The sequence below is a fragment of the Marinactinospora rubrisoli genome, from assembly GCF_042664915.1.
In the GTDB taxonomy this organism is placed as follows: Bacteria; Actinomycetota; Actinomycetes; order Streptosporangiales; family Streptosporangiaceae; genus Marinitenerispora; species Marinitenerispora rubrisoli.
Genome location: NZ_JBHTBH010000013.1, coordinates 92,387 through 112,940, shown reverse-complemented (window position 1 = coordinate 112,940; position 20,554 = coordinate 92,387). Strand labels below are relative to the sequence as shown.

19 protein-coding genes, 1 pseudogene and 1 CRISPR repeat array are annotated in these 20,554 nt (G+C 72.9%); of the genes and pseudogenes, 14 read left to right on the top strand and 6 right to left on the bottom strand.

What is annotated here, in order from left to right; all coding sequences use genetic code 11:
• Positions 1-35 precede the first annotated feature (35 nt).
• From ACFQRF_RS23445 to ACFQRF_RS23425, 5 genes are all read left to right on the top strand, one after another.
• A complete protein-coding gene (locus ACFQRF_RS23445) occupies positions 36-695 on the top strand; it encodes an O-methyltransferase (RefSeq protein WP_379873337.1) in 660 nt (219 codons plus the stop codon).
• Between the two features lie 68 nt (positions 696-763).
• Positions 764-1,033 (top strand): type II toxin-antitoxin system Phd/YefM family antitoxin, encoded by a 270-nt coding sequence (locus tag ACFQRF_RS23440; protein WP_379873336.1) that lies wholly within the window; start codon positions 764-766, stop codon positions 1,031-1,033.
• Between the two features lie 163 nt (positions 1,034-1,196).
• On the top strand, positions 1,197-1,295 hold the full coding sequence (locus tag ACFQRF_RS23435; RefSeq protein WP_379873335.1) for a type II toxin-antitoxin system RelE family toxin: 99 nt from the start codon (positions 1,197-1,199) through the stop codon (positions 1,293-1,295).
• A 215-nt stretch (positions 1,296-1,510) separates the two neighbouring features.
• Positions 1,511-1,807: a hypothetical protein gene (locus ACFQRF_RS23430; protein ID WP_379873334.1), complete on the top strand. Its 297-nt coding sequence runs from the start codon at positions 1,511-1,513 to the stop codon at positions 1,805-1,807.
• 222 nt (positions 1,808-2,029) lie between these two features.
• Positions 2,030-2,362 (top strand): hypothetical protein, encoded by a 333-nt coding sequence (locus ACFQRF_RS23425; protein ID WP_379873333.1) that lies wholly within the window; start codon positions 2,030-2,032, stop codon positions 2,360-2,362.
• A 104-nt stretch (positions 2,363-2,466) separates the two neighbouring features.
• Here ACFQRF_RS23425 and ACFQRF_RS23420 read toward each other — a convergent pair whose 3' ends face one another.
• Both ACFQRF_RS23420 and ACFQRF_RS23415 read right to left on the bottom strand, forming a co-directional pair.
• On the bottom strand, positions 2,467-5,475 hold the full coding sequence (locus tag ACFQRF_RS23420) for an AAA family ATPase (RefSeq protein WP_379873332.1): 3,009 nt from the start codon (positions 5,473-5,475) through the stop codon (positions 2,467-2,469).
• 140 nt (positions 5,476-5,615) lie between these two features.
• Entirely contained in the window at positions 5,616-6,767 is a 1,152-nt protein-coding gene (locus ACFQRF_RS23415) for an exonuclease SbcCD subunit D (RefSeq protein WP_379873331.1), read from the bottom strand.
• Between the two features lie 18 nt (positions 6,768-6,785).
• Here ACFQRF_RS23415 and ACFQRF_RS23410 point away from each other — a divergent pair, with 18 nt between their 5' ends.
• From ACFQRF_RS23410 to ACFQRF_RS23400, 3 genes are all read left to right on the top strand, one after another.
• Positions 6,786-7,175 (top strand): YbaK/EbsC family protein, encoded by a 390-nt coding sequence (locus tag ACFQRF_RS23410; protein ID WP_379873330.1) that lies wholly within the window; start codon positions 6,786-6,788, stop codon positions 7,173-7,175.
• A gap of 622 nt (positions 7,176-7,797) precedes the next feature.
• Positions 7,798-8,511: an AAA family ATPase gene (locus ACFQRF_RS23405; protein WP_379873329.1), complete on the top strand. Its 714-nt coding sequence runs from the start codon at positions 7,798-7,800 to the stop codon at positions 8,509-8,511.
• A gap of 73 nt (positions 8,512-8,584) precedes the next feature.
• On the top strand, positions 8,585-8,989 hold the full coding sequence (locus tag ACFQRF_RS23400; protein WP_379873328.1) for a hypothetical protein: 405 nt from the start codon (positions 8,585-8,587) through the stop codon (positions 8,987-8,989).
• A 156-nt stretch (positions 8,990-9,145) separates the two neighbouring features.
• On the opposite strand, the gene ACFQRF_RS23395 is transcribed toward ACFQRF_RS23400, so the two are convergent.
• Together ACFQRF_RS23395 and ACFQRF_RS23390 are read right to left on the bottom strand one after the other, a co-directional pair.
• Positions 9,146-11,179: a bifunctional copper resistance protein CopD/cytochrome c oxidase assembly protein gene (locus ACFQRF_RS23395; RefSeq protein ID WP_379873327.1), complete on the bottom strand. Its 2,034-nt coding sequence runs from the start codon at positions 11,177-11,179 to the stop codon at positions 9,146-9,148.
• Positions 11,180-11,204: 25 nt separating this feature from the next.
• Entirely contained in the window at positions 11,205-11,348 is a 144-nt protein-coding gene (locus ACFQRF_RS23390) for a hypothetical protein (RefSeq protein WP_379873326.1), read from the bottom strand.
• A gap of 560 nt (positions 11,349-11,908) precedes the next feature.
• On the opposite strand from ACFQRF_RS23390, the pseudogene ACFQRF_RS27720 reads away from it, so the two are divergent.
• Positions 11,909-12,049 (top strand): annotated as a pseudogene (locus tag ACFQRF_RS27720) (pentapeptide repeat-containing protein); the annotation flags it as partial.
• A 322-nt stretch (positions 12,050-12,371) separates the two neighbouring features.
• Positions 12,372-12,641: a CRISPR direct-repeat array (repeat unit 29 nt; unit sequence GGGACCATCCCCGCGCGTGCGGGGAGCAC).
• Positions 12,642-13,121: 480 nt separating this feature from the next.
• Here ACFQRF_RS27720 and ACFQRF_RS23385 read toward each other — a convergent pair.
• Complete coding sequence (locus ACFQRF_RS23385) at positions 13,122-14,174, bottom strand: class I SAM-dependent methyltransferase (RefSeq protein ID WP_379873325.1); 1,053 nt, start codon at positions 14,172-14,174, stop codon at positions 13,122-13,124.
• Between the two features lie 311 nt (positions 14,175-14,485).
• Between ACFQRF_RS23385 and ACFQRF_RS23380 the strand changes: the two genes are divergently transcribed.
• Together ACFQRF_RS23380 and ald are read left to right on the top strand one after the other, a co-directional pair.
• Positions 14,486-15,781: an amidohydrolase family protein gene (locus ACFQRF_RS23380; RefSeq protein ID WP_379873324.1), complete on the top strand. Its 1,296-nt coding sequence runs from the start codon at positions 14,486-14,488 to the stop codon at positions 15,779-15,781.
• A gap of 578 nt (positions 15,782-16,359) precedes the next feature.
• Positions 16,360-17,481, top strand: a complete 1,122-nt coding sequence (gene ald / locus ACFQRF_RS23375) for an alanine dehydrogenase (RefSeq protein ID WP_379873323.1) — start codon at positions 16,360-16,362, stop codon at positions 17,479-17,481.
• Between the two features lie 136 nt (positions 17,482-17,617).
• Here the strand turns inward: ald and ACFQRF_RS23370 are convergent, their stop codons facing one another.
• Positions 17,618-17,890, bottom strand: coding sequence for a hypothetical protein (locus tag ACFQRF_RS23370; protein ID WP_379873322.1), 273 nt, complete (start codon positions 17,888-17,890; stop codon positions 17,618-17,620).
• A 176-nt stretch (positions 17,891-18,066) separates the two neighbouring features.
• Here ACFQRF_RS23370 and ACFQRF_RS23365 point away from each other — a divergent pair, with 176 nt between their 5' ends.
• The 3 genes from ACFQRF_RS23365 (at position 18,067) to ACFQRF_RS23355 (ending at position 20,396) form a co-directional block, all read left to right on the top strand.
• Positions 18,067-18,834 carry a helix-turn-helix domain-containing protein gene (locus tag ACFQRF_RS23365; RefSeq protein ID WP_379873321.1) on the top strand — a complete coding sequence of 256 codons (768 nt, stop codon included), beginning with the start codon at positions 18,067-18,069 and terminating at the stop codon, positions 18,832-18,834.
• Complete coding sequence (locus ACFQRF_RS23360) at positions 18,827-19,003, top strand: DUF397 domain-containing protein (RefSeq protein ID WP_379873320.1); 177 nt, start codon at positions 18,827-18,829, stop codon at positions 19,001-19,003. The genes ACFQRF_RS23365 and ACFQRF_RS23360 overlap by 8 nt, the downstream gene beginning before the upstream one ends.
• A 253-nt stretch (positions 19,004-19,256) precedes the next feature.
• Positions 19,257-20,396, top strand: coding sequence for an enolase C-terminal domain-like protein (locus ACFQRF_RS23355; RefSeq protein ID WP_379873319.1), 1,140 nt, complete (start codon positions 19,257-19,259; stop codon positions 20,394-20,396).
• Positions 20,397-20,554: the final 158 nt, after the last annotated feature.

Genomic DNA, 20,554 nt, shown 5'->3' with positions numbered 1-20,554 from the left:
GGTCCGTGTCATGGGCGCTTCGCTACGCTGGCCCCGTGACACGGCGTAGCGAGCACCTGAGCCCGGAACTGCACGCGTACATGGTCGCGCACAGCGCGCCCGTGGACGGCGTTCTCCGCGACCTCGTCGCCGAGACCGAACGCCGCTTCCCCGACGTCACCGGCCTGCAGATCGGCCCCGAGCAGGGCGCCTTCATGACGCTGTTCGCGCGGCTGATCGGGGCCCGCGACGCCGTGGAGGTCGGTACGTTCACCGGCTACTCCTCGATCTGCGTCGCGCGCGGGCTGCCCGAGGACGGCACCCTGCTGGCCTGCGACATCAGCGAGGAGTGGACGTCGGTGGCCCGGCGGTACTGGGAACGCGCCGGCGTCGCCGGGAAGGTGACCCTGCGCCTGGGCCCGGCGATCGACACGCTGCGCGCCCTGCCGCCCGGCCCGCAGTTCGACCTGGCGTTCATCGACGCCGACAAGGAGGGCTACGTCGGCTACTGGGAGGAACTGGTCCCCCGGATCCGCCCGGGCGGCGCGCTGCTGGTCGACAACACGCTCTCCCACGGCCGGGTGGTCGACCCGTCCGTCACCCTCCCGGCGGTGGAGGGGATCCGTGCCTTCAACGCGCACGCCCGCGACGACGAGCGGGTGGAGCAGGTGCTGCTGCCGATCGGCGACGGGCTGACGGTGGCGCGCCGGAGGTGACGGCGGGGCGGTCGCCTGGTCAACCGCTCCGACTCGCCAAGTTCGCCAACTTGGCGCATAAAGAGTTCATGGACATCGAGCTCTCCGTCTCCCATGCTCGCGATCATTTCTCCGAGAGAGTCAACCGCGCGGCCTATGGCCAAGAGATCACTTACATCACCCGGGGCCGTAACCACGAGCGAGCCGCCGCGATCGTTCCCGCCGCCCTCGTGGCCCACTACGAGGAACTGGTCGAGGCCGAGGAGGCGCGTGTCGCGGCCGAGCGGCTTGCCGATATCGAAGCGGGCGTGACCCAGCCGGTGAGCTCTGAGGAAGCGGATCGGTATCTCGACATATGACCCGTTTCGCTCTTGTTTACGCCCCTGAAGCCCTTAAGCAACTCCGAAAGCTCGACAAATCCGTAAGGACCCGAGTACGTCACGCGTTTGTCGGTCCGAGAGATGACCAAGGCCACCTGGTTGCGTCCGCCTGACAGGTCACAACAATCTGTGGCGGATTCGAGTGGGCGATCACCGGGTCATTTACGCCATCAAAGACGGACGTCTGATCGTGCTCGTCCTGAGCGTCGCACACAGGCGGCAGCTCTATCGAGGTTCGTGACTTCACGGGCCTGGCAACGACGGCCACCCGGGCAGCTCCGTAAATCAGCGCCGCAGCATTTTCATTGCCGGTAACATCACCGTGAGCCCTTCTACGGCGACGACCGGTAATGGGATCCGGTCCCACCGAAATTCCGTTGCCACTTCCCGCTCAGAACGAGCCTCGTCAGCCGCTTCCGCATGCGCGGCGGTCATGACCCACGCCCGGAGGTCCGCGTGTCCGAGACGTACCTCGTCAATCTGCCGATCGACGCCGCATCGGAGATCTTCCCGAAACTCGAATGGCTCAAGGAGGAGGTACCGGACAAGACCGAGGAGATCGACCACCTCGCCGTCGTGCTCAGCGAGTTCGCCGGCCGGGGGAAGCCGCTGCCGCTGTCCCTGACCCAGGCCCAGTTGCTGGCCGCGCCCGGCCTGTGGAGCATCCGGCGGCACGACTACGAGAACTTCCTCGCCCAGTGGAAGGCGCAGCTCATCGATCACGGGCGGGTGGATGTCGGCGTGGTGCTCTAGGGAGGGTGCCGGGCGATGGGCGCGCCCCCGCTCGCCGCGGCGTCCTCCGGCGGCCGGGAACTCCCGCACGGTCAGCGCGAACCCGCTCCGACCTGGACGGACACAGCTGGGCGGCCGAACTCGGCCAGGCCGGATCCGGCCGACATCGGACGGCTTTTGCACGCTCCGCGATGGGAATCACACGGAAAGTGAAACCCCCTGCTCACGACACAGGAGGCCGTGTTGACCCGCACCTACCACAGCGTCGTCACGCCGCGGCGGTGGCGCATCACCGTCGCTCTCACCGCCACGGCGCTGGGCGCGACGCTGATCGCCCCGCTGCCCGCCGAGGCACGGGTGCTGCGGTGCAGTGACCGCATCGACGGGCGCTTCGCCAGCGTCACCTGCCACAACCCCACCAAACAGTCCCGCACCTTCCGGGCCGTGATCACCTGCGGCTGGTGGCCGGACACCCATGGAAACTGGGCCACCGTCGCGCCCGGGCAGAGGGCCACCTCCAGCGGTAAATGCGGCGGCGGCAGCGGGGTCGGCGCCGTTGGGGTCGACGAGCGCTGATCGTCCCCGCGCCCGAGCCGCGCGGACAACGGGGCGGTGGGATGATGAGGTGCCACCGCCCCTGCGGGTGCGGGCCGCCATGGCCCGACGTCAGGAACCGTCTGTCACCCGGTCTGCTCCAGCCGGGACCCCGAGTTCGTCTTGATCACCTTCAGCCGGGTGGAGATCCGGGTCCGCAGGTCCGCCACGTGGCTGACCACCCCGACCGCGCGCCCGCCGTCGCGCAGGTCGTCCAGCACGCCCAGCACCTCGTCCAGGGTGTCCTCGTCCAGGGTGCCGAAGCCCTCGTCCACGAACAGGGTGCCGATGTCGGTGCCGCCCGCCTCCTGACCGGCGACGTCGGCGAGGCCGAGGGCCAGCGCGAGCGAGCCGACGAACGTCTCGCCGCCGGACAGCGTCGCCGGGTCGCGGTCCTGGCCGGTCCAGGAGTCGAGGACGCGCAGGCCGAGGCCGCCGCCGGAGCGGGACCGGTCGCCGGCCGCCTTGTCGACGGTGTGCCGGAGCTCGTAGCGTCCCCCCGACATCACCGCCAGGCGGTCGTTGGCCGCCGCGACGACCTGCTCCAGGCGGGCGGCGAGCACGTAGGAGGAGAGCCGCACGTTCTCGCGGTTGTCACCGGAGGTGCCGGCGGCGAGCCGGGCCAGGCCGTCGGCGACGGCGTGCCGCTGCCGCGCCGGCCGGGACGCGGCCAGCCGGTCGGCCAGTTCGGCGCGCAGCTCGGCGAGGCGCGCCGCCCGGCCGGCCAGGCGGTCCCGCCAGGCCACCGCGCTCTCGGCCGCCGCCTCGGCCGCCCGGAGCGCGGCCACCGCGCCGTCGAGGTCGGGGGCGGGCAGTTCGCTGGCGGCGGTGAGGTCGGGGTCGGCGAGGATGGCGCGGGCGGCGGCCAGTTCGTCGTCGTAGCCGCGCGCCCGCTCGCGGAGCGACCGGCGCTGCGTCTCGGTCCGCTCGGCCAGGCGCACCGCCTCGTCGCCGCCGAACCCGGCCTCGTCCCGGGCCCGCGCCGCCTCACGCTCCGCCGACCGCAGTTCCCCGACGGCGGCGTCGCGCTGGCGAAGCGCCTCGGCCGCCGAGGCGAGCAGGTCGGCTTCCGCACCGAGCCGGGCGGCCCGCGCGGCGATGTCGGGGTCGGCGCCGCGCGCGGCGTCCAGCCGCTCGGCGAGCTCGTGCGCCTCCTCTTCGCGCGCGGTGCGGCGCTCGCCGAGTTCGGCGCCCTCCCGGGCCAGCCGCGCTTCGCGGGCGCGGGTCTCCTCGGCGGCGGCGTCGAGTTCGGCGAGCCGGTCCGTCAGCCGGCGCACGGCTCCCGTGGCCGCGTCGATCTCGGCGAGCGCCTCCTCCCGGGTGCGCACCAGCGCCTCGGCCTCCGTGACCGTCAGCTCCCCGGCGGTGGCGGCGGCCGCCGAAAGCCGCTCGGTCACCGCGGCGACGGCCGCCTCGGCGCGGCTCCGCCGCTCCTGCGCGGTGTCGCAGACCCGCTGGGCCGCCTCCTCCTCGTCGGCCGAGGGTGGGCGGGCGCCGCCGTCGGCCGGCCGGGGATGCTCGACCGACCCGCACACCGGGCACGCGGCACCGGCCGTGAGCGCGGCGGCGAGTTCGGCCGCCATGCCCTCGATGCGGCGGCGCCGGACGGCGAGCAGCGTGTCCAGTGCCGCCTGGGCCTCGTCGGTGGCGCGGACGCGCGCCCGCTCGGCCGCGGCGGCCTGGTCGCGCAGCTCGTCGCAGGCGCGGGCGGCGGCCAGCCGGGACTGGGCGAGGTCGAGCGCGTCGACCGCGGCGTCCCGGCCGGCCGCCCGCTCACGGGCGGCGGCGAGCTCGTCGTCGATCGCCGCCCGCAGGCCGGGCAGCGCGGCCAGCAGCCGCCGGGTGCCGGCCAGGTCGCGGTCCGTGGCCGCGATCCGGTCGGCCAGTGCCGCCGCCTCCTCGCGCAGCGCGCGCAGCCGGTCGGCGTCGTCACGGAGCTGGGCCAGGCGGGCGACCTCGTCACGGCGGTCCCGCTCGGCGGCGCCGAACGCCGCCAGGACGTCCTGAGTCGTGGTGTCCCCGGTGCCGGGGAGGTCCGGGACATCGGCGAGCCGGCCGACGAGGGCCCGGCGCTCGGAGGCGGCCAGCTCGGCCTTCTCCAGCTGGCGGCGGCGGTGCTCGACCGCGTACAGCAGCGGCAGGACCGACGCCGCGCGTTCGGCGGCGGCCAGCTCGGCGTCGATCGCGGCGCGCTCGGCCGTCCGCTCGTGCAGGGCCGCCGCGCGGTGTGCGGCCTCGGCGTACCGGCGCTGCCGCTCGCCCGTTTCGCGCGCCCGGTCGAGGGCGGCGCGGGCGCGGTCGCGTTCGGCGGTCAGCCCGGCGGCGACCTCGGCGGCGTCGCGCGCGGTGGCCGCGGTGACGACGGCGAGTTCGGCCGCCCACGGCACGAGCGCGTCGAGCTCGGTGTCGTCGGGGTCCGGCCGCGGTCCGCCCCCGAACTCGGCGACGAGGTCGGCCACCCGGCCGACCTCCGCTTCGGCCTCCCCGGCGGCGCGGCCGAGCGAGCGCGCGTGCTCGATCAACCACGACTCCACGTCGGCGAACACCCCGGTGTCGAAGAGCCGTTGCAGCGATTCCCGGCGCTCCTTCGCCCCGGCGCGCAGGAACCGGGCGAACTCCCCCTGCGGCAGCAGCACGATCTGGCAGAACTGGGCGAGGCTCAGCCCGAGGAGGTCGTCCACGAGCTGACCGGCCTCGTCCAGCCGGTTCGTGACGCCGCGCCACTCTCCGGCGACCCGTTCGGTGACGACCACCCGCGCCTTCTCCTGCGTGGTGCCGGCACCGCGCTTCTTGGGGCGTTCCCACTGCGGCGAGCGCCGGAACCGCAGCCGCCGGCCGCGGATCGTCGCCTCCAGGGTCACCAGCGGCTCACGGTCGGGCGGCGCGTGGTTGCTGCGCGGCGACCGCGCCGACTCCCGGGCGCCGGGCACGTGGCCGTACAGGGCGAAGCACACGGCGTCCAGCACGGAGGTCTTACCGGCGCCGGTGGGGCCGTGGATGAGGAACAGCCCGCCGGCGCTGAGCGCGTCGAAGTCGACGGACGCGGTGCCGCCGAACGGACCGAACGCCTGCACGGTCAGGGAGTGCAGTCGCATGGGGGGCTACTCCTCCTCGCGGGGTGGACGGGACGGTTCGCGGGTCCGGTCTCCGGCGGCTCTGGGCGTGAAGGGCCGCCGCGCGGGTCCACGCCGCCGGGCCGCGGCCGGGCGGGCCGCCCGGGACGGCCGGCCCGGGCTCAACGGCCGGCCTCCCGCGCCCGGAGCCGTTCGAAGGCCGTCTGGATCAGCCGGCGCTCGGCCGGGGTGGCGGCGGTGCCGCGCGCCCAGCCGACGAAGTCCAGGACCAGGTCGGGGTCGGACCGCTCGGCGATGCGCTCGGCCCAGCTCACGCCGTCGTCGGCCGGGCCGCCCTCGGGCGCGAAGTCCAGGTGCAGGGCGTGCGGGAAGCGCTCGCGCAGCCGGTCCATGGGGAAACCCGGACGGACCGGGTCGGTCAGGGTGATCTGCAGCCAGTGGCCGGTGTAGCGCTCCCACTCGGGCGCCGCGAGCAGGTCGTCGATCCGGCCGCGAATGCGGGCGATCCGGCGCGGGACGGGAGCGGGGACGAACTCCGCGCCGGACAGCCCGTCGGCGGACAGTTCCACCAGCCAGGAGCCCTTGACGTGGTGTTCCTCGGAGAAGGAGTAGGCCAGCGGCGAGCCCGAGTAGCGGACCCCGGCGGCCATCCGCTGCGCGCCGTGCAGGTGGCCGAGGGCGACGTAGTCGACGCCGTCGAAGACGCCGGCGGGCACGTGCGCGGCGCCGCCCACGGTGATGTCGCGCTCGCTGTCGGACGGCTCACCGCCGACCACGAACGCGTGCGACAGCACGACGGAGCGCACGCCGGCCGGCCGGGTGGCGAGGTCCGAGCGGACGAGCTCCATGGCGTGACCGAGCGCCGTGGCGTGGCTGCGGTCCGGGAGGTCCCAGTGGTGCCGGACGATCTCGGGTTCGAGGTAGGGGATGCCGTAGAAGGCGACCGGGCCGTGCTCGTCGTCCACGAGGACCGGGCGCCCCACGGTGTCGAGGGAGCTGCGCAAGTGGACACCGGACGTGTCGATGAGTTCGGCGGCGTAGGCCAGGCGCACCATGGAGTCGTGGTTGCCGCTGATGAGCACGGCGCGGGCGCCGGTGTCGCGGATCCGCGCCAGCGCCTCGCCGAACAGCCGGACGGCGTCGATCGGCGGCAGCGCGCGGTCGTACAGGTCGCCGGCCACGGCCACCACGTCCACGCGTTCGGCGCGGATCGTCTCGACGAGGTGGTCGATGAAGGCCGCCTGCGCGCCGATCAGGCTCTCGCGGTGGAACGACCTGCCCAGGTGCCAGTCGGACGTGTGCAGAATCCTCACCGCGGCACCCCGTCCCGCATGTCGCTCCCCTCGTCAGCCGCGCGCCCGGCGCCCGGACCGCCAACCCAGCAGCACCGAGCACGTTACCGGCTCGGCGCGGGCGGTGCCGGGTTCCCGGGCGCCGGCCGCGCGGTCGACAAGGAGGATCACGCCCCCGAGGGACGCACCGAGGCGGTCAGCGCCCTGCGCGGGCATCCGGTCGCCCAAGCGGCGGCCAAGTGCATCGTGGTCATGTTGCGGACCGGCAAGTGGGCGAAGCGCCACGTCCTCGCCGTCGTCCCGGGCGACGCCCGGGTGGACATGGCGAAGGTGAAGGCACTGGCCGGCGGGACGTACGCCTCCTTCGCCGCTCCGGACACGTTCGCGGCGGCCGGGACACGCCCTTGGGCGCTCCGGCGATGTCCGTAACGGGATTGGGTGCGCCGGAACCGGCCCGGAACGCGCGAGTGGCACGCGAACAGCAGCGAGAAGCCGCACATAACACGCCGATGTCGACCTGTGGATAACTCGCTTCGGCCCGGCCGGTCCAGCCCGCGACGCACGGCGGGACCGACGGCGAGGGACCGTCGACGGCGGAATTTCGGAACGCCCCCGGAGAACGTCCGATGCGCCCGCACCTTCCCGGGAATTCGCGGTGATCAACGGAATCGCACTTCCGGCGGGAATGGCCCTCGGGTAACGGTTCCGATAATACGGAGTGGCGGGGCGGTAGCCGCGGAGGGTGACCGGGGATATCCACAGGGTGTCGCGACGGCTGTGTATAACGCGAGGTCGCTCCCCTGGCGACACACCGTCCGACTGCATAGCGTGATCACGTTCGCCGATATGATCACCGTGCGTCATTATCCCGAAAACGTCAATGCGGCGCTCCGAAAAGGGCGGCCGGACCCGATTGCGCGCGCCCGGCGACCGTGTTCCGGCCGCCAGGAACCCGAACCGTCCTGACCAGGCTCCGCCCGGTTCATGGCGAGTGGTCCGGTTGACGAGGGCGTTTAGGCGCCCCTTATCCAGCCGGTACAGATTAGAGGTGATGCAGACACTGCCCCCCGCCTCGGAGCGGACGACATCCCCGAGCCGGTCCACCGACATCCTGCGGTACCCGGCCCGCTCTCTGCTGCTGCTCGGGGGCATCCCCGGCGCCGGAAAGAGCACCCTGCTGGCCCGGCTCTACGGCCTGACCGGGACCGAGGAGCACACGGTGCTCGCGGCCGACGGCGTGCGGGTCGTGGACTCCCAGGCGTCACGCAACCGGCTGACCCCATGGCTGCGCCGGCTGCCCTACCCCGCCTGGCGGTGGGTCGTGCACGTCATGCACTACTGCCGGGTCATCGCCGCGCTGCGCTCCGGCGGCCCGGTCATCGTTCACGACTCGGCGACCCGGCGGGCGGTGCGGCTGCTGCTCGGTGGCTACTGCCGGCTCCGGCGCGTCGAGGTGCACCTGCTGCTCCTCGACGTGGACCCCACGGCCGCCCGGGTCGGCCAGCTGGTCCGGGGCCGGATGGTGACCGCGCACAGCTTCCGCACCCACGAGCGCCGCTGGCGGCGGCTGCTCACCGCCGGGAGCTGCGGCGGCCCGTCCGCCGTCGTGCCCGGCGCCGCCTCCCTGCTGGTCCTGGACCGGGCCCGCGCCGGCAGGCTGGACGGCATCCACTTCCAGTCCGTTCCGGCACCGGTCCACGGCCCGGCCATGCGCGTGCTGACCTGTCCGGCGGTCTACTCCGCCGCCCTGCTGGCGCCGCTCTAGCCGCCCGGCCCCTTCCCATGGCCGCGCGGGCGCCCCGGCGGAGGCACCCGCGCGGCGATGGGAGAATGTCCGGGTGGATGCGCTGGTCAACATCGCCGTGTTCGGAATCGCGGGCGCCGTCATGACGGCGGCGCTCATGGGCCTGCTGATGGTCTCGCGGATATCCGACCGATCGAAGGGGGCACGCGGGCTGGTCGTCGCGGTCATGCTCGCGGTGTTCGTGGTCCTGCCGGTGCTGGCCGTCGCCGCGCTGCCCGGTTCCCCCGGCTTCGGGGGCGCGTTCCTCACCGCATTCGGCGTCATCGCGGTCGGCTACGTCGTCAACCTCGCGATGACCCCGCTGCTGCTCCGCGTCTCACCCGGCTCGGTGCGCCGCGTCGCGGGCACCTGGACGTTCGCGGGCCTGGCGGCGGCAGCGCTCGCCGTGTGCGCGGTGCTCGCCCTGCTCACCGCCGGTGCCGGAATGATTCTGGGCTAGCCCCGTCCCGGGCCGGCCGTCCGCCACGAACCCGGCAGGCCGCCGAACTCCCGGCCCTCCCGCGGCCCTTCACCCGGGCACCACGGACGACGGCGGACGGATCGCACGCTCTCGGGCACGGCCGCGCCTGCGGCCGTGCCCCTTGCATTCCGGCCCCTAGCCGTTCTTGCGGGCGTGGTCGTCCAGGCGCTGGAGGTAAGCGTTGTAGGCGTCCATGTCGGCGTCGTCGGAGCCGTCCCGGCGGCTGTGCCGCTCCCGGCGCCGTTCGGCCCGCTCCTCGTCCCGCGACCACTGCACGACCAGCGTGATCAGCACCAGCAGGGTCGGCAGCTCGCCCACCGCCCACGCCACGCCGCCCCCGGCGTACTGGTCCTCCGCGATGCTGGACCGCCACGGCACGTCGAACTGGCCGTAGTACTCCATGCCGATCGGCGCGCTCTGCATCATGATCGCGATACCGAAGAACGCGTGCAGGCCCATCACGAGCAGCAGCAGCACGATGCGCAGCAGGTAGGGGATCTTCCGCGGCGCCGGGTCGACACCGATCATGATCCAGTAGAAGAGGAAGCCGGCGAGCAGGAAGTGCACGCTCATCGCCAGGTGCCCGAGGTGGCTGCTCATGAGCGTGCCGAACAGCGGCGTGAAGTACAGCGCGTAGGTGCTGACCACGAACACCGGCGTGGCGAAGCCCGGGTGCGTCACGAAATGGGAGAACCGGCTGTTCAGGAAGAGCGTCAGCCACTCGCGGGGGCCACGGTCGCCGCGCCGCGCGGCGGGCCGGAGCGCGCGCAGCGCCAGAGTGGCCGGCGCGCCGAGCACCAGCAGGATGGGGGTCAGCATCGACAGCACCATGTGCTGCACCATGTGCGTGCTGAACAGCACCATCGCGTAGGTGGCGACCCCGGAGAGCTTCGTCGCGACGATGGTGAGCAGGCCCGCGTACCACGCAACGGCGCGGCCCCACGGCCAGCGGTCGCCGCGCCGCAGCAGCCGCACGACCCCCGCGGTGTAGAGCCCGCCGAGCACCACGACGAGCAGGATGTAGAAGAGGTCGGGGCGCCAGAGGGTCAGCAGCGGGCCGGCGGAGATGGGCGGCGGGAGCGGGAAGCCGAGCAGTTCGCGCACCGGGTCGAACGTGCCGTCCAGCGGGGGCGGCGGCGCGGTGCGGCTGAGGGCCGCCGCCAGCCCCATGACGGCCGACATGACGACGATCTCCACGACCACGAGGCGCACGAAGAGACCACGCCCTCCGCCGTCGGTGAGCGCGGGGACGGTGCGTCGGCGGTGCAGCCACCCGACGTAGCCGAGCGCGAGGAACAGCGCCGCCTTGACCATCATGAGGACGCCGTAGGAGGTGGTGTACAGGTCGCTCACCGAGTACAGCCGACTGGCCGCGCTGGCCACGCCGCCGATCGCCACCCCGATGTAGGCCCACAGCGCGATACGGCTGAAGCGGTCCGCGACCACCGGCAGTTGCTCCCCACCGGCCCGCAGCGCGTGGTACGCCACGAGCGCCAGCCCGCCGACCCACACCGAGACGGCGAGCACGTGCAGCGCCAGACCCGTGGTCGCGAGGTCGTGGTTGGGCGCCGACGACGAGTGCCCGGTGAGCGCGGGCGGCACGATCCCGACGAGCGTGAGACCCAGCAGCCCGAGCGCGCCAGCGGCCGACGCCACGGTGCGCCCGAGCAGCGCCACCGCGGTCGAGACCAGGATGACCAGCATCAGCCCGATACCCTGGGGGACCGATCCGGCGAAGCTGGTGAGCTGGTCGCCGATGACCTCGCCCGCGGGCAGACCGAGCAGGTCGGAAAGCTGGAAGACGAGCGTGGCCCCGGCGGCGGCGGCCCAGCCGAGCGCCAGCCAGGAGGCGGCGCGCACGTACCGCTCCGCCTGCCCGCCGAGCCGGCCGCGGTCCGAGGGCAGCAGCACGGCGGAGAGCAGCAGCGCGCCGAGGGTGAGCGTGGCGAACACGTCCAGCGCGGTCTTCGTGACGGGCAGCCCCCACCGCGTGAGCATGCCGGCGTCGGGCAGCCCTGGAATGACCTGGGCGGTCACCGCTCCCCCGGCGACCAAGGCGATGATCAGCGCGATGAGGCAGACGGCGACGGACACGACCGCCGTCTGGACGACGGCGCCCGTCCCCTCGTGCCGCCGGGGTTCGCTCTCGCGGGTAACGGGGGAAGCCACGCGTGCCGCTCCAGTGTGGTCATGGTCACTGCCGTTGACGTTGCCGCCGGATGACGGCAACCGCGGCCCCCGCGCCGACCAGCACGCCGAGCCCGCCCCACAGCCAGGGGACGATCTCGGCTGCCGCGTCACCGAACAACAGGTGCATCAGGTCCAGCGCGGACACCACCTCGGTCCAGAGTAGACGACCTACTACAACGTGTCGGACTTGCCCTGACAACGCGGCGCGCCGCCCGATCCCCGCCGCCAGCCGGGCCCACGAGGAGCGTACGCCGCGGAGGCGCGGGAGAGGCGGCGGCCACGCGAGCGGCGGAGAGGACGTCGTCCCCATGGCCGGTTGCGGCCGTCCCGGTGCCAGGACCGCGTCCCGGGACGGGGCTCAGGTGACCGGATGCCGGAATGCCGTGCATGCGAGCCCTGGGGATGGGACGGGGCCGGGCACCACCGGTGGGTGCGGCGGCTGCCGGACAAGCCGGACAAGGACGAGGCGGCGGCGGTCAACGCGGTACGTCAGACCTTGTCGCAGGCGGCGGGCGGCACGGCCGCGGGAGTCCGAGGTGGAGGTGCTGGTCTCCTTCGTCCGGGAGAACGCACCGGCCGACGGTATCGCCCCGGAGGACGGTTCGTGGGAGCGGGCGCGGTGGATGCACCCGCCGACCGGGAGCCCGGACCGGCCCGACCGGGGAAGTCTGATGCGCGCCCTCGGCCGACGTTCAGGCGGCACTGACCGTGATCGCCCGCCGTCCGCAACGTCCAGAGCCCCATCCGGTCGATCGTCGGAGAACGAACCTGCGCGGCCCCGACCTTGGGGAGGCCGATCTTGAGGGCGCCGATCTACGGGGAACGCGTCTCGACAGCGCGAATCTCGTGAGGGCGAACCTTCCAGGGGCCGGCCCCATCGGGCTCTCTGAAATGGAACTTCGTGCGGCAATCCTCAACGACGGTGGGACGTATCCGCGCCCACAGCGCCGGGGTGCCAAGGCCCCGTTTCCGGACGGACAGGTCGAGCGCAACGGATTCATTGCACCCCACCGGGACGTCACCGGCTCGCGATACGCGCCGCTCAAGGGCGCCTGGCCGGCTCCGCCCATAGGGGCTCACGGCGTCGACGTCGACCTCGGCGACACCGTCATCGGTCCATCCCCCATGCGGGGCTCACGCCGGTGGCCGAATTCGCGGGCGCTCTTGCCCTGGGTCCATCCCCGCCCGTGCGGGGAGCGCTCCAGGATCTCGGTCTCGGTCGCGGCGAAGGGACCATCCCCGCGCGTGCGGGGAGCACGGTGCTTCGGTCGGGTCCTCTTTGTCTCGGGTGGGACCATCCCCGCGCGTGCGGGGAGCACCGGCGCTGTGGCGTCGCGACGGTCTGACGGCGGGGGCCATCCCCGCGTGTGCGGGGAGCACCACGGCGGCTCCGGGTCTCCGATCGGGGGGTGGGGGCCATCCCCGCGTGTGCGGGGAGCACTCTTGCTGACCTGCGACGTTATCAGCGCGGAGTCGCGTTTTCGACCACTTTCCCAATGAACGGTGACTCAGCCAGCCCAGGAGAACCAAGCCTCACCCTCAGCGACGTTGACGTGGACGGAGCGGAATACCGACTCGCCATCCCAGGCTCCTGGGCGACGCCGACCAACCGACACCCGCACCTGAGACTCGATACTTCGACGCCCCGGACACAGCCGCTCCGCGCGCTGCCGACCGGGGAAGCAGCCGACTTAGCGTGCGCGGTACGGCTGTCAGAAGTCGTGACGCCATCCCCCGGGTGCGGGGTGGATCGGGAAGATCAACGTGAACACCGAACGGGCCGCAGTGAGCCCCACCCACGCGGGGCTCACCTTCGCGACCTGCACTTCCTCGGGACCGTTACCATTCGGCAACCTACTCCGACGCCCCAGGATACGGCTCCCGGCACCACATCGCCGCCCCCGCGCGAGTGCGCGCGGTCCTACTTCCGCGTGAGGACGTGCGTCCCCTTCTCCGTCTCGACCTTCACGCGGTCGAATCCGGGGTGGTCGGCCAGCCAGCGGTCGCTCGTCTCCTGTTCGGCGGTGCGGACGGTGTCGTCCAGCACCACCACGGCACGGGGCGAGCAGCGCGGCAGCAGGACCGGGCCGGCGGGGTAGCGGGCCAGGCGGGCGGTGCCTCCTGGGGGGCCGTCGACGAAGAGGAGGTCGATGTCGGTGAGGTCGGCGATCGCGTCCAGGTCGTACCAGGGCTGCGACTGGGCCTCTTCCTCGCCCTCCGGGTCTTTCGGGGACCACGGGCGCAGCGGGGCGTAGCGGACCTCCACCACGTCGGACAGGCCGTGTGCGGCGACGAGGTCGCGGGAGAGTTCGGCGTAGCGTTCGTCGTGCTCCAGGGCGACCAGCCGACCCTCGCCGACCCGGCGCAGGGCGAGGCCGAGCCACACGCTGGACGCCCCGCTGCCGCACTCCACCACCAGGCCGGGGCGGCGCTCGCGGATCTTCTCGACCAGTACGCACAGCACGTCGGGCGAGGCGGCCCAGCCGCGTAGCGCGGGCATGAAGCGGTCCGGGGCGATGAACTCCCGCAGCTCGCGCTCGGCGACCTGCTGCTGGTAGTCGCGGCGGCCCTGCTCGGTGACGTGCTTGGTGAGGCGGTCGAACCGGCCGCGCTGCTCCTCCATGAGCTTGCTGCCCAGCTGGCGGGCGTCGGCGTGCAGGGAGGGCACGTCGTTGTCGCGGACGAGGCGCAGCATCCGGTGCATCGACTCCAGCCGCTGGGCGATCCCGCCCTCGCTGGCGGCCGACTTGTGGTACTTCTCCAGCCGACGGCCGAGCCGGTCCATGTTGCGGCTGATCCGCCGCACCACGAGGAGCAGCAGTCCGACGGCCAGCGCCAGCCCCCACAGCGCGAGGAGTTGGACGCCCGCGATCCAGTCGACCGTCCCGTTGGCGACCAGCACCCCCAGGACCGCGACGCCGACCGCCCCGGCCACGGCCGGGGGTGCCCACAGGCGGGGGCTCGGCATCCGCATGTCGTGAACCTCCACGAGTATCTGGTAGTCCGGCAGCGCACGGTCCGCGGCGCGCGGCGGGCAACGCCGACCGGATATCCCACGAAAAACCCGCGGACCGAAGAGCGGCTGAGCAGAATGAGAACACGTCGCCCGCCTTCGGGCGGGGATGCTGATGACAATAGCGACGGCGGTGCCCCGGACGCCGGACAGTCGCCCGATCGAACCAGGCATTTCCCGAGTGTTCGCCTGCTGGAAACGGGCCGCCGCGCGGCGATCGCCGCGCGGCGGCCGGTTTCCCGGGCGGTCGGGAACACGGCGAAGGAGGTCAGGTGCGGCAATTCGATCTCGTCATCCGCTCCGAGCGGGTCGTCACGCCCGACGGCGTCGGTCCGGCGGCGGTGGGGGTGCGCAGTGGGCGGATCTCGGTCGTCGCCGACCACGGCGCCGCCATCTCGGGACGGCGGGAGGCCGACCTGGGCGGCGCCGCCCTGCTTCCCGGTTGCGTGGACATCGACGTCGGCGTGCAGCGCCCCGGGCAGTCCCTGGTCGAGGGCTACGCCGAGACCACCGCCGCCGCGGCCACCGGCGGGGTGACGACGATCGTGGTCACCCCCGCTCCGGCCACCCCCGCCGTCACCTGCACCGACGCACTGGAGGCGCACCTGCGGGCGGTCGCGGAGGCCGGGTGGACCCACGTGGCCTTCCTCGGCGGGATGACCCCACGCAGCACTCCGGCCGACCTCGCCGACCTGCGGGCGGCCGGGGTCGTCGGCTTCCACTGCTCGCTGTCCGACGGCGGCGCCCCGGACGTCACGGCGGTGGACGACTCTCAGCTCCGCAAGGCGATGGCCGAGCTCGCCGCCATGGACGCGCTGCTCGTGGTGCACGCCGAGGACGGCGCGGAACTGACCGAGCCCTCGGGGCCCGGCAACGGGGCGATGCTGGTCGCCCGGCCGCCACGGGCGGAGCGCCGCGGCCTGGAGCGGGTGATCGCGGCGGCCCGGGTCACCGGTGGCCGGGCGCACATCGCGCCGTTCGCCGCGGCGGAGTGCGCGGCCATGCTGGCCGCCGCCCACGCCGTCGGAATCCGGGTGAGCGCGCAGACCGCGCCGCACCACCTGTGTCTGCCGGCCGAGGTGGTGCCCGACGCCGATCCGGAATTCCGGTGCCGCCCGCCGCTCCGCTCAGACGCCAATCGGGGCGCGTTGTGGCGGGCACTGCTCGACGGCACGGGCGGCGGCGTGGTGGCGTCGATCGGTTCGGGTCATCGGCCCGGCACGGGCGTTGCGGCCGTGGGATGGACGTTGCCGGCCTTGTGGACGGCGGCGCGGCGGCGCGGATTCGGGCTGGCCGACCTGTCCGGGTGGACCGCGCAGCGACCGGCCGAACTGGTCGGCCTCGCCGCCAAGGGCGCGATCGCCGCGGGCCGGGACGCCGATCTGGTGGCGTTCGACCCCGACGCGGAGCAACGGGTACCGGCCGGCGGCGGCCCGTACGCGGGGCGCCTGCTGCGTGGACAGGTGCTGGCCACCTGGGTGTCCGGTCAGGAGGTCGCGGTGGAGACGCCGCCGTTCCCACCCGGCGTCCGCCGGGCGGGTGGCGCGGTGCTGCCCGCGCGGGCCTGAGGCGGTGGGCGGGATCGGGTTCAGTCTGTGGCCATGAGCGATCGGTGAACGTGTGGCCGGTGCCCAGATCGGCCGGTTCGTCGGGTTGCGGCGTTGGGCGCGCAGACGCGTTGGCCCGCCCTGGCCCACAGGGCCGGCCGCGGTGCGTCACTCCGGGTGGGTGGTGCTCGTGGGAGTCGTATCGCGGAGGTGGGCAGGACCGGGGCGTCCTCTCGTGCGCGGCGGTCGTGCCGGGGACCGGCGCGGTGGGCGGGGTGAGAGGTGGTGATCGGCCGATCCCGGCCGAGGCGGTGCGCGGCCACCGGCGTTGGGAGTCACGCCGGGCAGGGCGCGGCCGTCCGGATGGACGTGGATCGCGGCGCGAAGCGCGTCCAGGCAGATCGTCACAAGCCGCTCCTCGGCGTCCTGCGCCGTGCCCACCGACGGTCCGGCGAACACCCGTCAACGTCCGGGCCGGCACCGCGCCGGGATGGCTTACACCCTGTCAGGAACACTCCGCGTTCTCAGGCACGATGCTGATGACAGTCGTCGCACACCTGAGTCACAGTGGAGGGGTACCTGCACAGAGGAGGAGAACCGTGCGCGTCGGTGTGCCCCGCGAGATCAAGAACCACGAGTACCGGGTGGCGATCACGCCCGCCGGCGTCCACGAGCTGGTCACCAACGGCCACGAGGTCGTCATCGAGCGCGGCGCCGGCCTCGGCTCCTCCATCCCCGACGAGGAGTACACCGCGGCGGGCGCCCGCATGCTCGGCTCCGCGGACGAGGTGTGGGGCGAGGGCGAGCTGATCCTCAAGGTCAAGGAGCCCGTCCCCGAGGAGTACCACCGGATGCGGGAGGGGCAGACCCTCTTCACCTACCTGCATCTGGCCGCCTCCCGGTCGTGCACCGACGCGCTGCTGAGCAGCAAGGTCACCGGCATCGCCTATGAGACGGTGCAGCTGCCGGACGGCTCGCTGCCGCTGCTCGCCCCGATGTCGGAGGTGGCCGGACGGCTGGCCCCGCAGGTCGGCGCCGCCACCCTGCAGCGCCCCAACGGCGGGCGCGGCGTGCTCATGGGCGGCGTTCCCGGCGTCCGGCCGGCTCGGGTGACGGTGCTCGGCGCCGGTGTGTCCGGCATGAACGCCACGCAGGTGGCCGTCGGCATGGGCGCCGAGGTGACCCTGCTCGACCTCAACATCAACAAGCTGCGGCACGCCGACGCGCTGTACCAGGGCCGGATCCGCACGGTCGCCTCCAACGCCTTCGAGATCGAGCAGGCGGTGCTGGGGGCCGATCTGGTGATCGGCGCGGTGCTGATCCCGGGCGCGCGGGCCCCGAAGCTGGTCGGCAACGACCTCGTCGCACGGATGAAGCCGGGCGCGGTCCTGGTGGACATCGCGGTGGACCAGGGCGGCTGCTTCGCCGACACCCGCCCCACCACGCACGCCGACCCGACGTTCCCGGTGCACGACACCGTGTTCTACTGCGTCGCCAACATGCCCGGCGCGGTGCCCAACACCTCGACGCACGCGCTGACCAAGGACACGCTGCCCTACGCCGTCGCCCTCGCCAACAAGGGCTGGCGGCGGGCTCTGGCGGAGGATCCGGCGCTGGCGCTCGGGCTGAACACGTTCGGCGGGGAGCTCACCAACGAGGCGGTGGCCGAGGCGCACGACCTGAAGTCCCAGCCGGTCGCGGAGGTGCTGGGGCGGGTGTGACGGCGTCGGCGGCCGGCGTTCGCCCCACGGGCACGCCGGCCGCCGCGGATACCGGTCGCGTCGGGGTGGGCGGGCCCGAAGGTACGGCCGTTCCGGGAGCCCGTCCGTCCCGGGAACGGCCGGGCATCCTGCTTCCTCAGATCGGTGACTTCGGCCCCTGAACCGCCAGCACGTTGGCGATGCGCCGTGCGAGGTCCTTCTCGTCACCCGCCGGGCACGCCCGTTCATGGTCGGGGTCGTCTCCGCGGCGGAGCGCCTCCCACTCGTGGTACCAGTACAGGCCGTCGGGGTCGGTACGGAGGATGACCGTGTGGCGGTTGCCGCCTTTGAGAGCGGTCACCGCCCACATCACGGGGCCGGGAAGGGGCGCGATGCCGTGGTCGTGCAGCCAATGCATCAGGCTGCACACCGCTTTCCTCGGCGGCGACATCGGCTCTGCGGCCGACTCGTTCGGAATCGGGCGCGTCGGTTCACTCGCGGTTTCCATAAGCCCAGGTTGGAGACGCGGACGGCAATTCCACAGCCTCCAAACGTTTCTTGGAATTTGCCGTACCGATGTGGAATCCGGTTGCTACCGTGCGAGGCATGCCCGCCTCGTCGTTCTCCGAAGCGCTCACCCAACTCCGCGAACTGGCAGGACTGACGCAACTTCAGCTGGCGACTCGAAGTGGTACCGGCCATTCCAGTGTCAACCGCTGGGAGAAGGGAGGATCGCTACCTAAACGGGATAACGTGGAACGCCTCGACGCCGCGCTCGACGCCAACGGGAAACTGCTCGCCGCGTGGCGCCGCTCCACCACGGGTAGCGGACTCCCCGAGTGGGCCCGTGACCTGGACGCCATCGAACGCGCCGCACGGCAACTCTCCATCGCGGCGCCGACCCTGGTGCCGGGTTACCTCCAGTGCGAGGCGTACGCGCGATTCGTTTTCTCCGCTGGTCAACCGCTCGCGACACCGGAAGAGTTGGACCGGCTCACGAAGTTGCGATGCGGTCGCCTGAGCGAACTTACCGATCTGCAACGTGTGACCGCGGTTTTTCCGCTGTCGGCTGTGACGGGTATGCCAGATGAGGTTGCCAAGCAGCAAGCACAGCACCTCTTGGAGTGGGTCGACACAGGGCGGGTGGTGCTCCATGTGGTGCCGATCGGCTCAATCCTGGTCGTCCCCACTACACCACTCATGCTGTTCCGGCTACGGAGCGGGGATCTGGTGATTACCAGTGACTACGAGGACGGTAGTGTGACGCTGTCCACCGACACACACGAGCGCATTAGCGCCCGGTTCACGGCGGCACTGGCGGCCTCCCTGCCTGTCGATCTCTCGCTTGCAGCACTGAAGGATCTCTATGAGTGACTGGCATACCTCTAACTACTCGCCCAATGGCTCAAGCTGCGTAGAGGTTCGGGAGCGGGCAGAGGGCGCGGACGTCCGGGACAGCCAGCACCGAGAAGCCGGACACCTCACGTTCGCGGGGATGGAGTGGGCGGCGTTCCTGCGGGATGTGAAGGCTGACCGTCTGTAATAGCACCCCTTCCTTTCAGGACCTCCGTGCGTGTGACCGGGGGTCTCTTCCTTCTCCGGTTTCGGAGTCTCGATCTGGTGAAGGCGCGCGGGCACTGCACCCGATCCCTCCCACCGGAAGGTGACTCACGGGTAAGCGGGTTTTCCCACAACCACGACCGATCCGCTGGTTGCGCCGGGTGAGAGGGGATACCGTCGAACTGAGGGCGGCGCCCTCAGTCCCTGATCCCCGTTCCCTTGGAGGCGGAGCCCGCGTGTCACGCACGGAGCCGGCGACTCTCACCCGCGTCGCGACCGTCGACGTCACCCGGGTGCGGCTTCCGCTGGCCCAGCCCAAGTCCCGGCAGCTGCCGGACGGTGGGCGGCCGCGGTTCGCCGAGCGGATTCTAGTGCGGGTCGCCGATCCGTCGGGGGCCTGCGGGTGGGGCGAGATCACCCTGGCCGACTCCGAGCGGTGGGGGTCGCTCGTGCGGGACTTCGCGCCCGCGCTGCTGCGGCATGCCTGGCAGCGGCCCACCGACGTCGCGGCCGCCTGGGACGATCTCCCCGGCGACCCTGCCGTGGAGTCCGGGCTGGACATCGCCTGCTGGGACCTGTGGAGTCGGCAGCGCGGCACCCCGCTGTCGCACGCGCTCGGCGGCTCCCGCACCGCCGTCACGGCGGGGGTCACCATCCCACGGCAGCCCTCGCTGGAGTCGCTGGTCTTCGAGGTGAACCGGCAGGTGGGCAGCGGGTTCCGCCGCATCCGGCTGGAGATCGAGCCGGGGTGGGACGTCGAGGCGGTGCGGGCCGTGCAGAACGCGTACCCGTTCCTGGTGCTCCAGGTGGCCGGCAACGGCCGCTACACCGAGGACCCCGCGCACCTCGGTGCGCTGCGGGCGCTCGATGGCTATGGTCTGCTGGCCATCGAGCAGCCGTTTCCGGCCGATGACCTCGCCGCGCACGCCCGCCTGCGGCGCGATCTGCGCACCCCGGTCGCGCTCGACGCCTCGATCGGCTCCCTGGAGGACCTCGACGAGGCCATCCGGCTGGAGGCGGGCGGCGTTCTCAACCTGCGCCCGGCCCGCATGGGCGGCCTCACCCCGGCGCGCCGGGCGCACGACCGCGCGGTCGACGCCGGCTGGCAGGTCTGGTGCGGGGCCGACCAGGAGACCGGCATCGGGCGCGCCGCGCAGGTCGCACTGGCGTCGCTGTCCGGGGTGACCCTGCCCAGCGAGACCCCCGGAGCCGGCGGCTGGTTCACCCGCGACGTCGTCACGCCGCCGGTGCGCTCGGACGACGGCATCATCCCCGTCCCGCTGACCCAGCCGGGCCTGGGCCACACCGTCGACGAGCGGGCGGTCCGCGCCCTGGCGGTGCGGTCGGCCCGCCTGTCGGGCGACGCGGCCGGCTGACGGAGCCGCCCGCGGGCGCCCGTCCCGCGGCGCGCACCGGTCACACCGGCACCACCGGCGACAGGGCGGATCCTCGGCGTCCCGACCTCTGGCGTGCCCGCCGTCCACGGCGAGGCCGGAGCCCGTCACGACCGCCTCACCTCGTCTCCCGCCGCGCG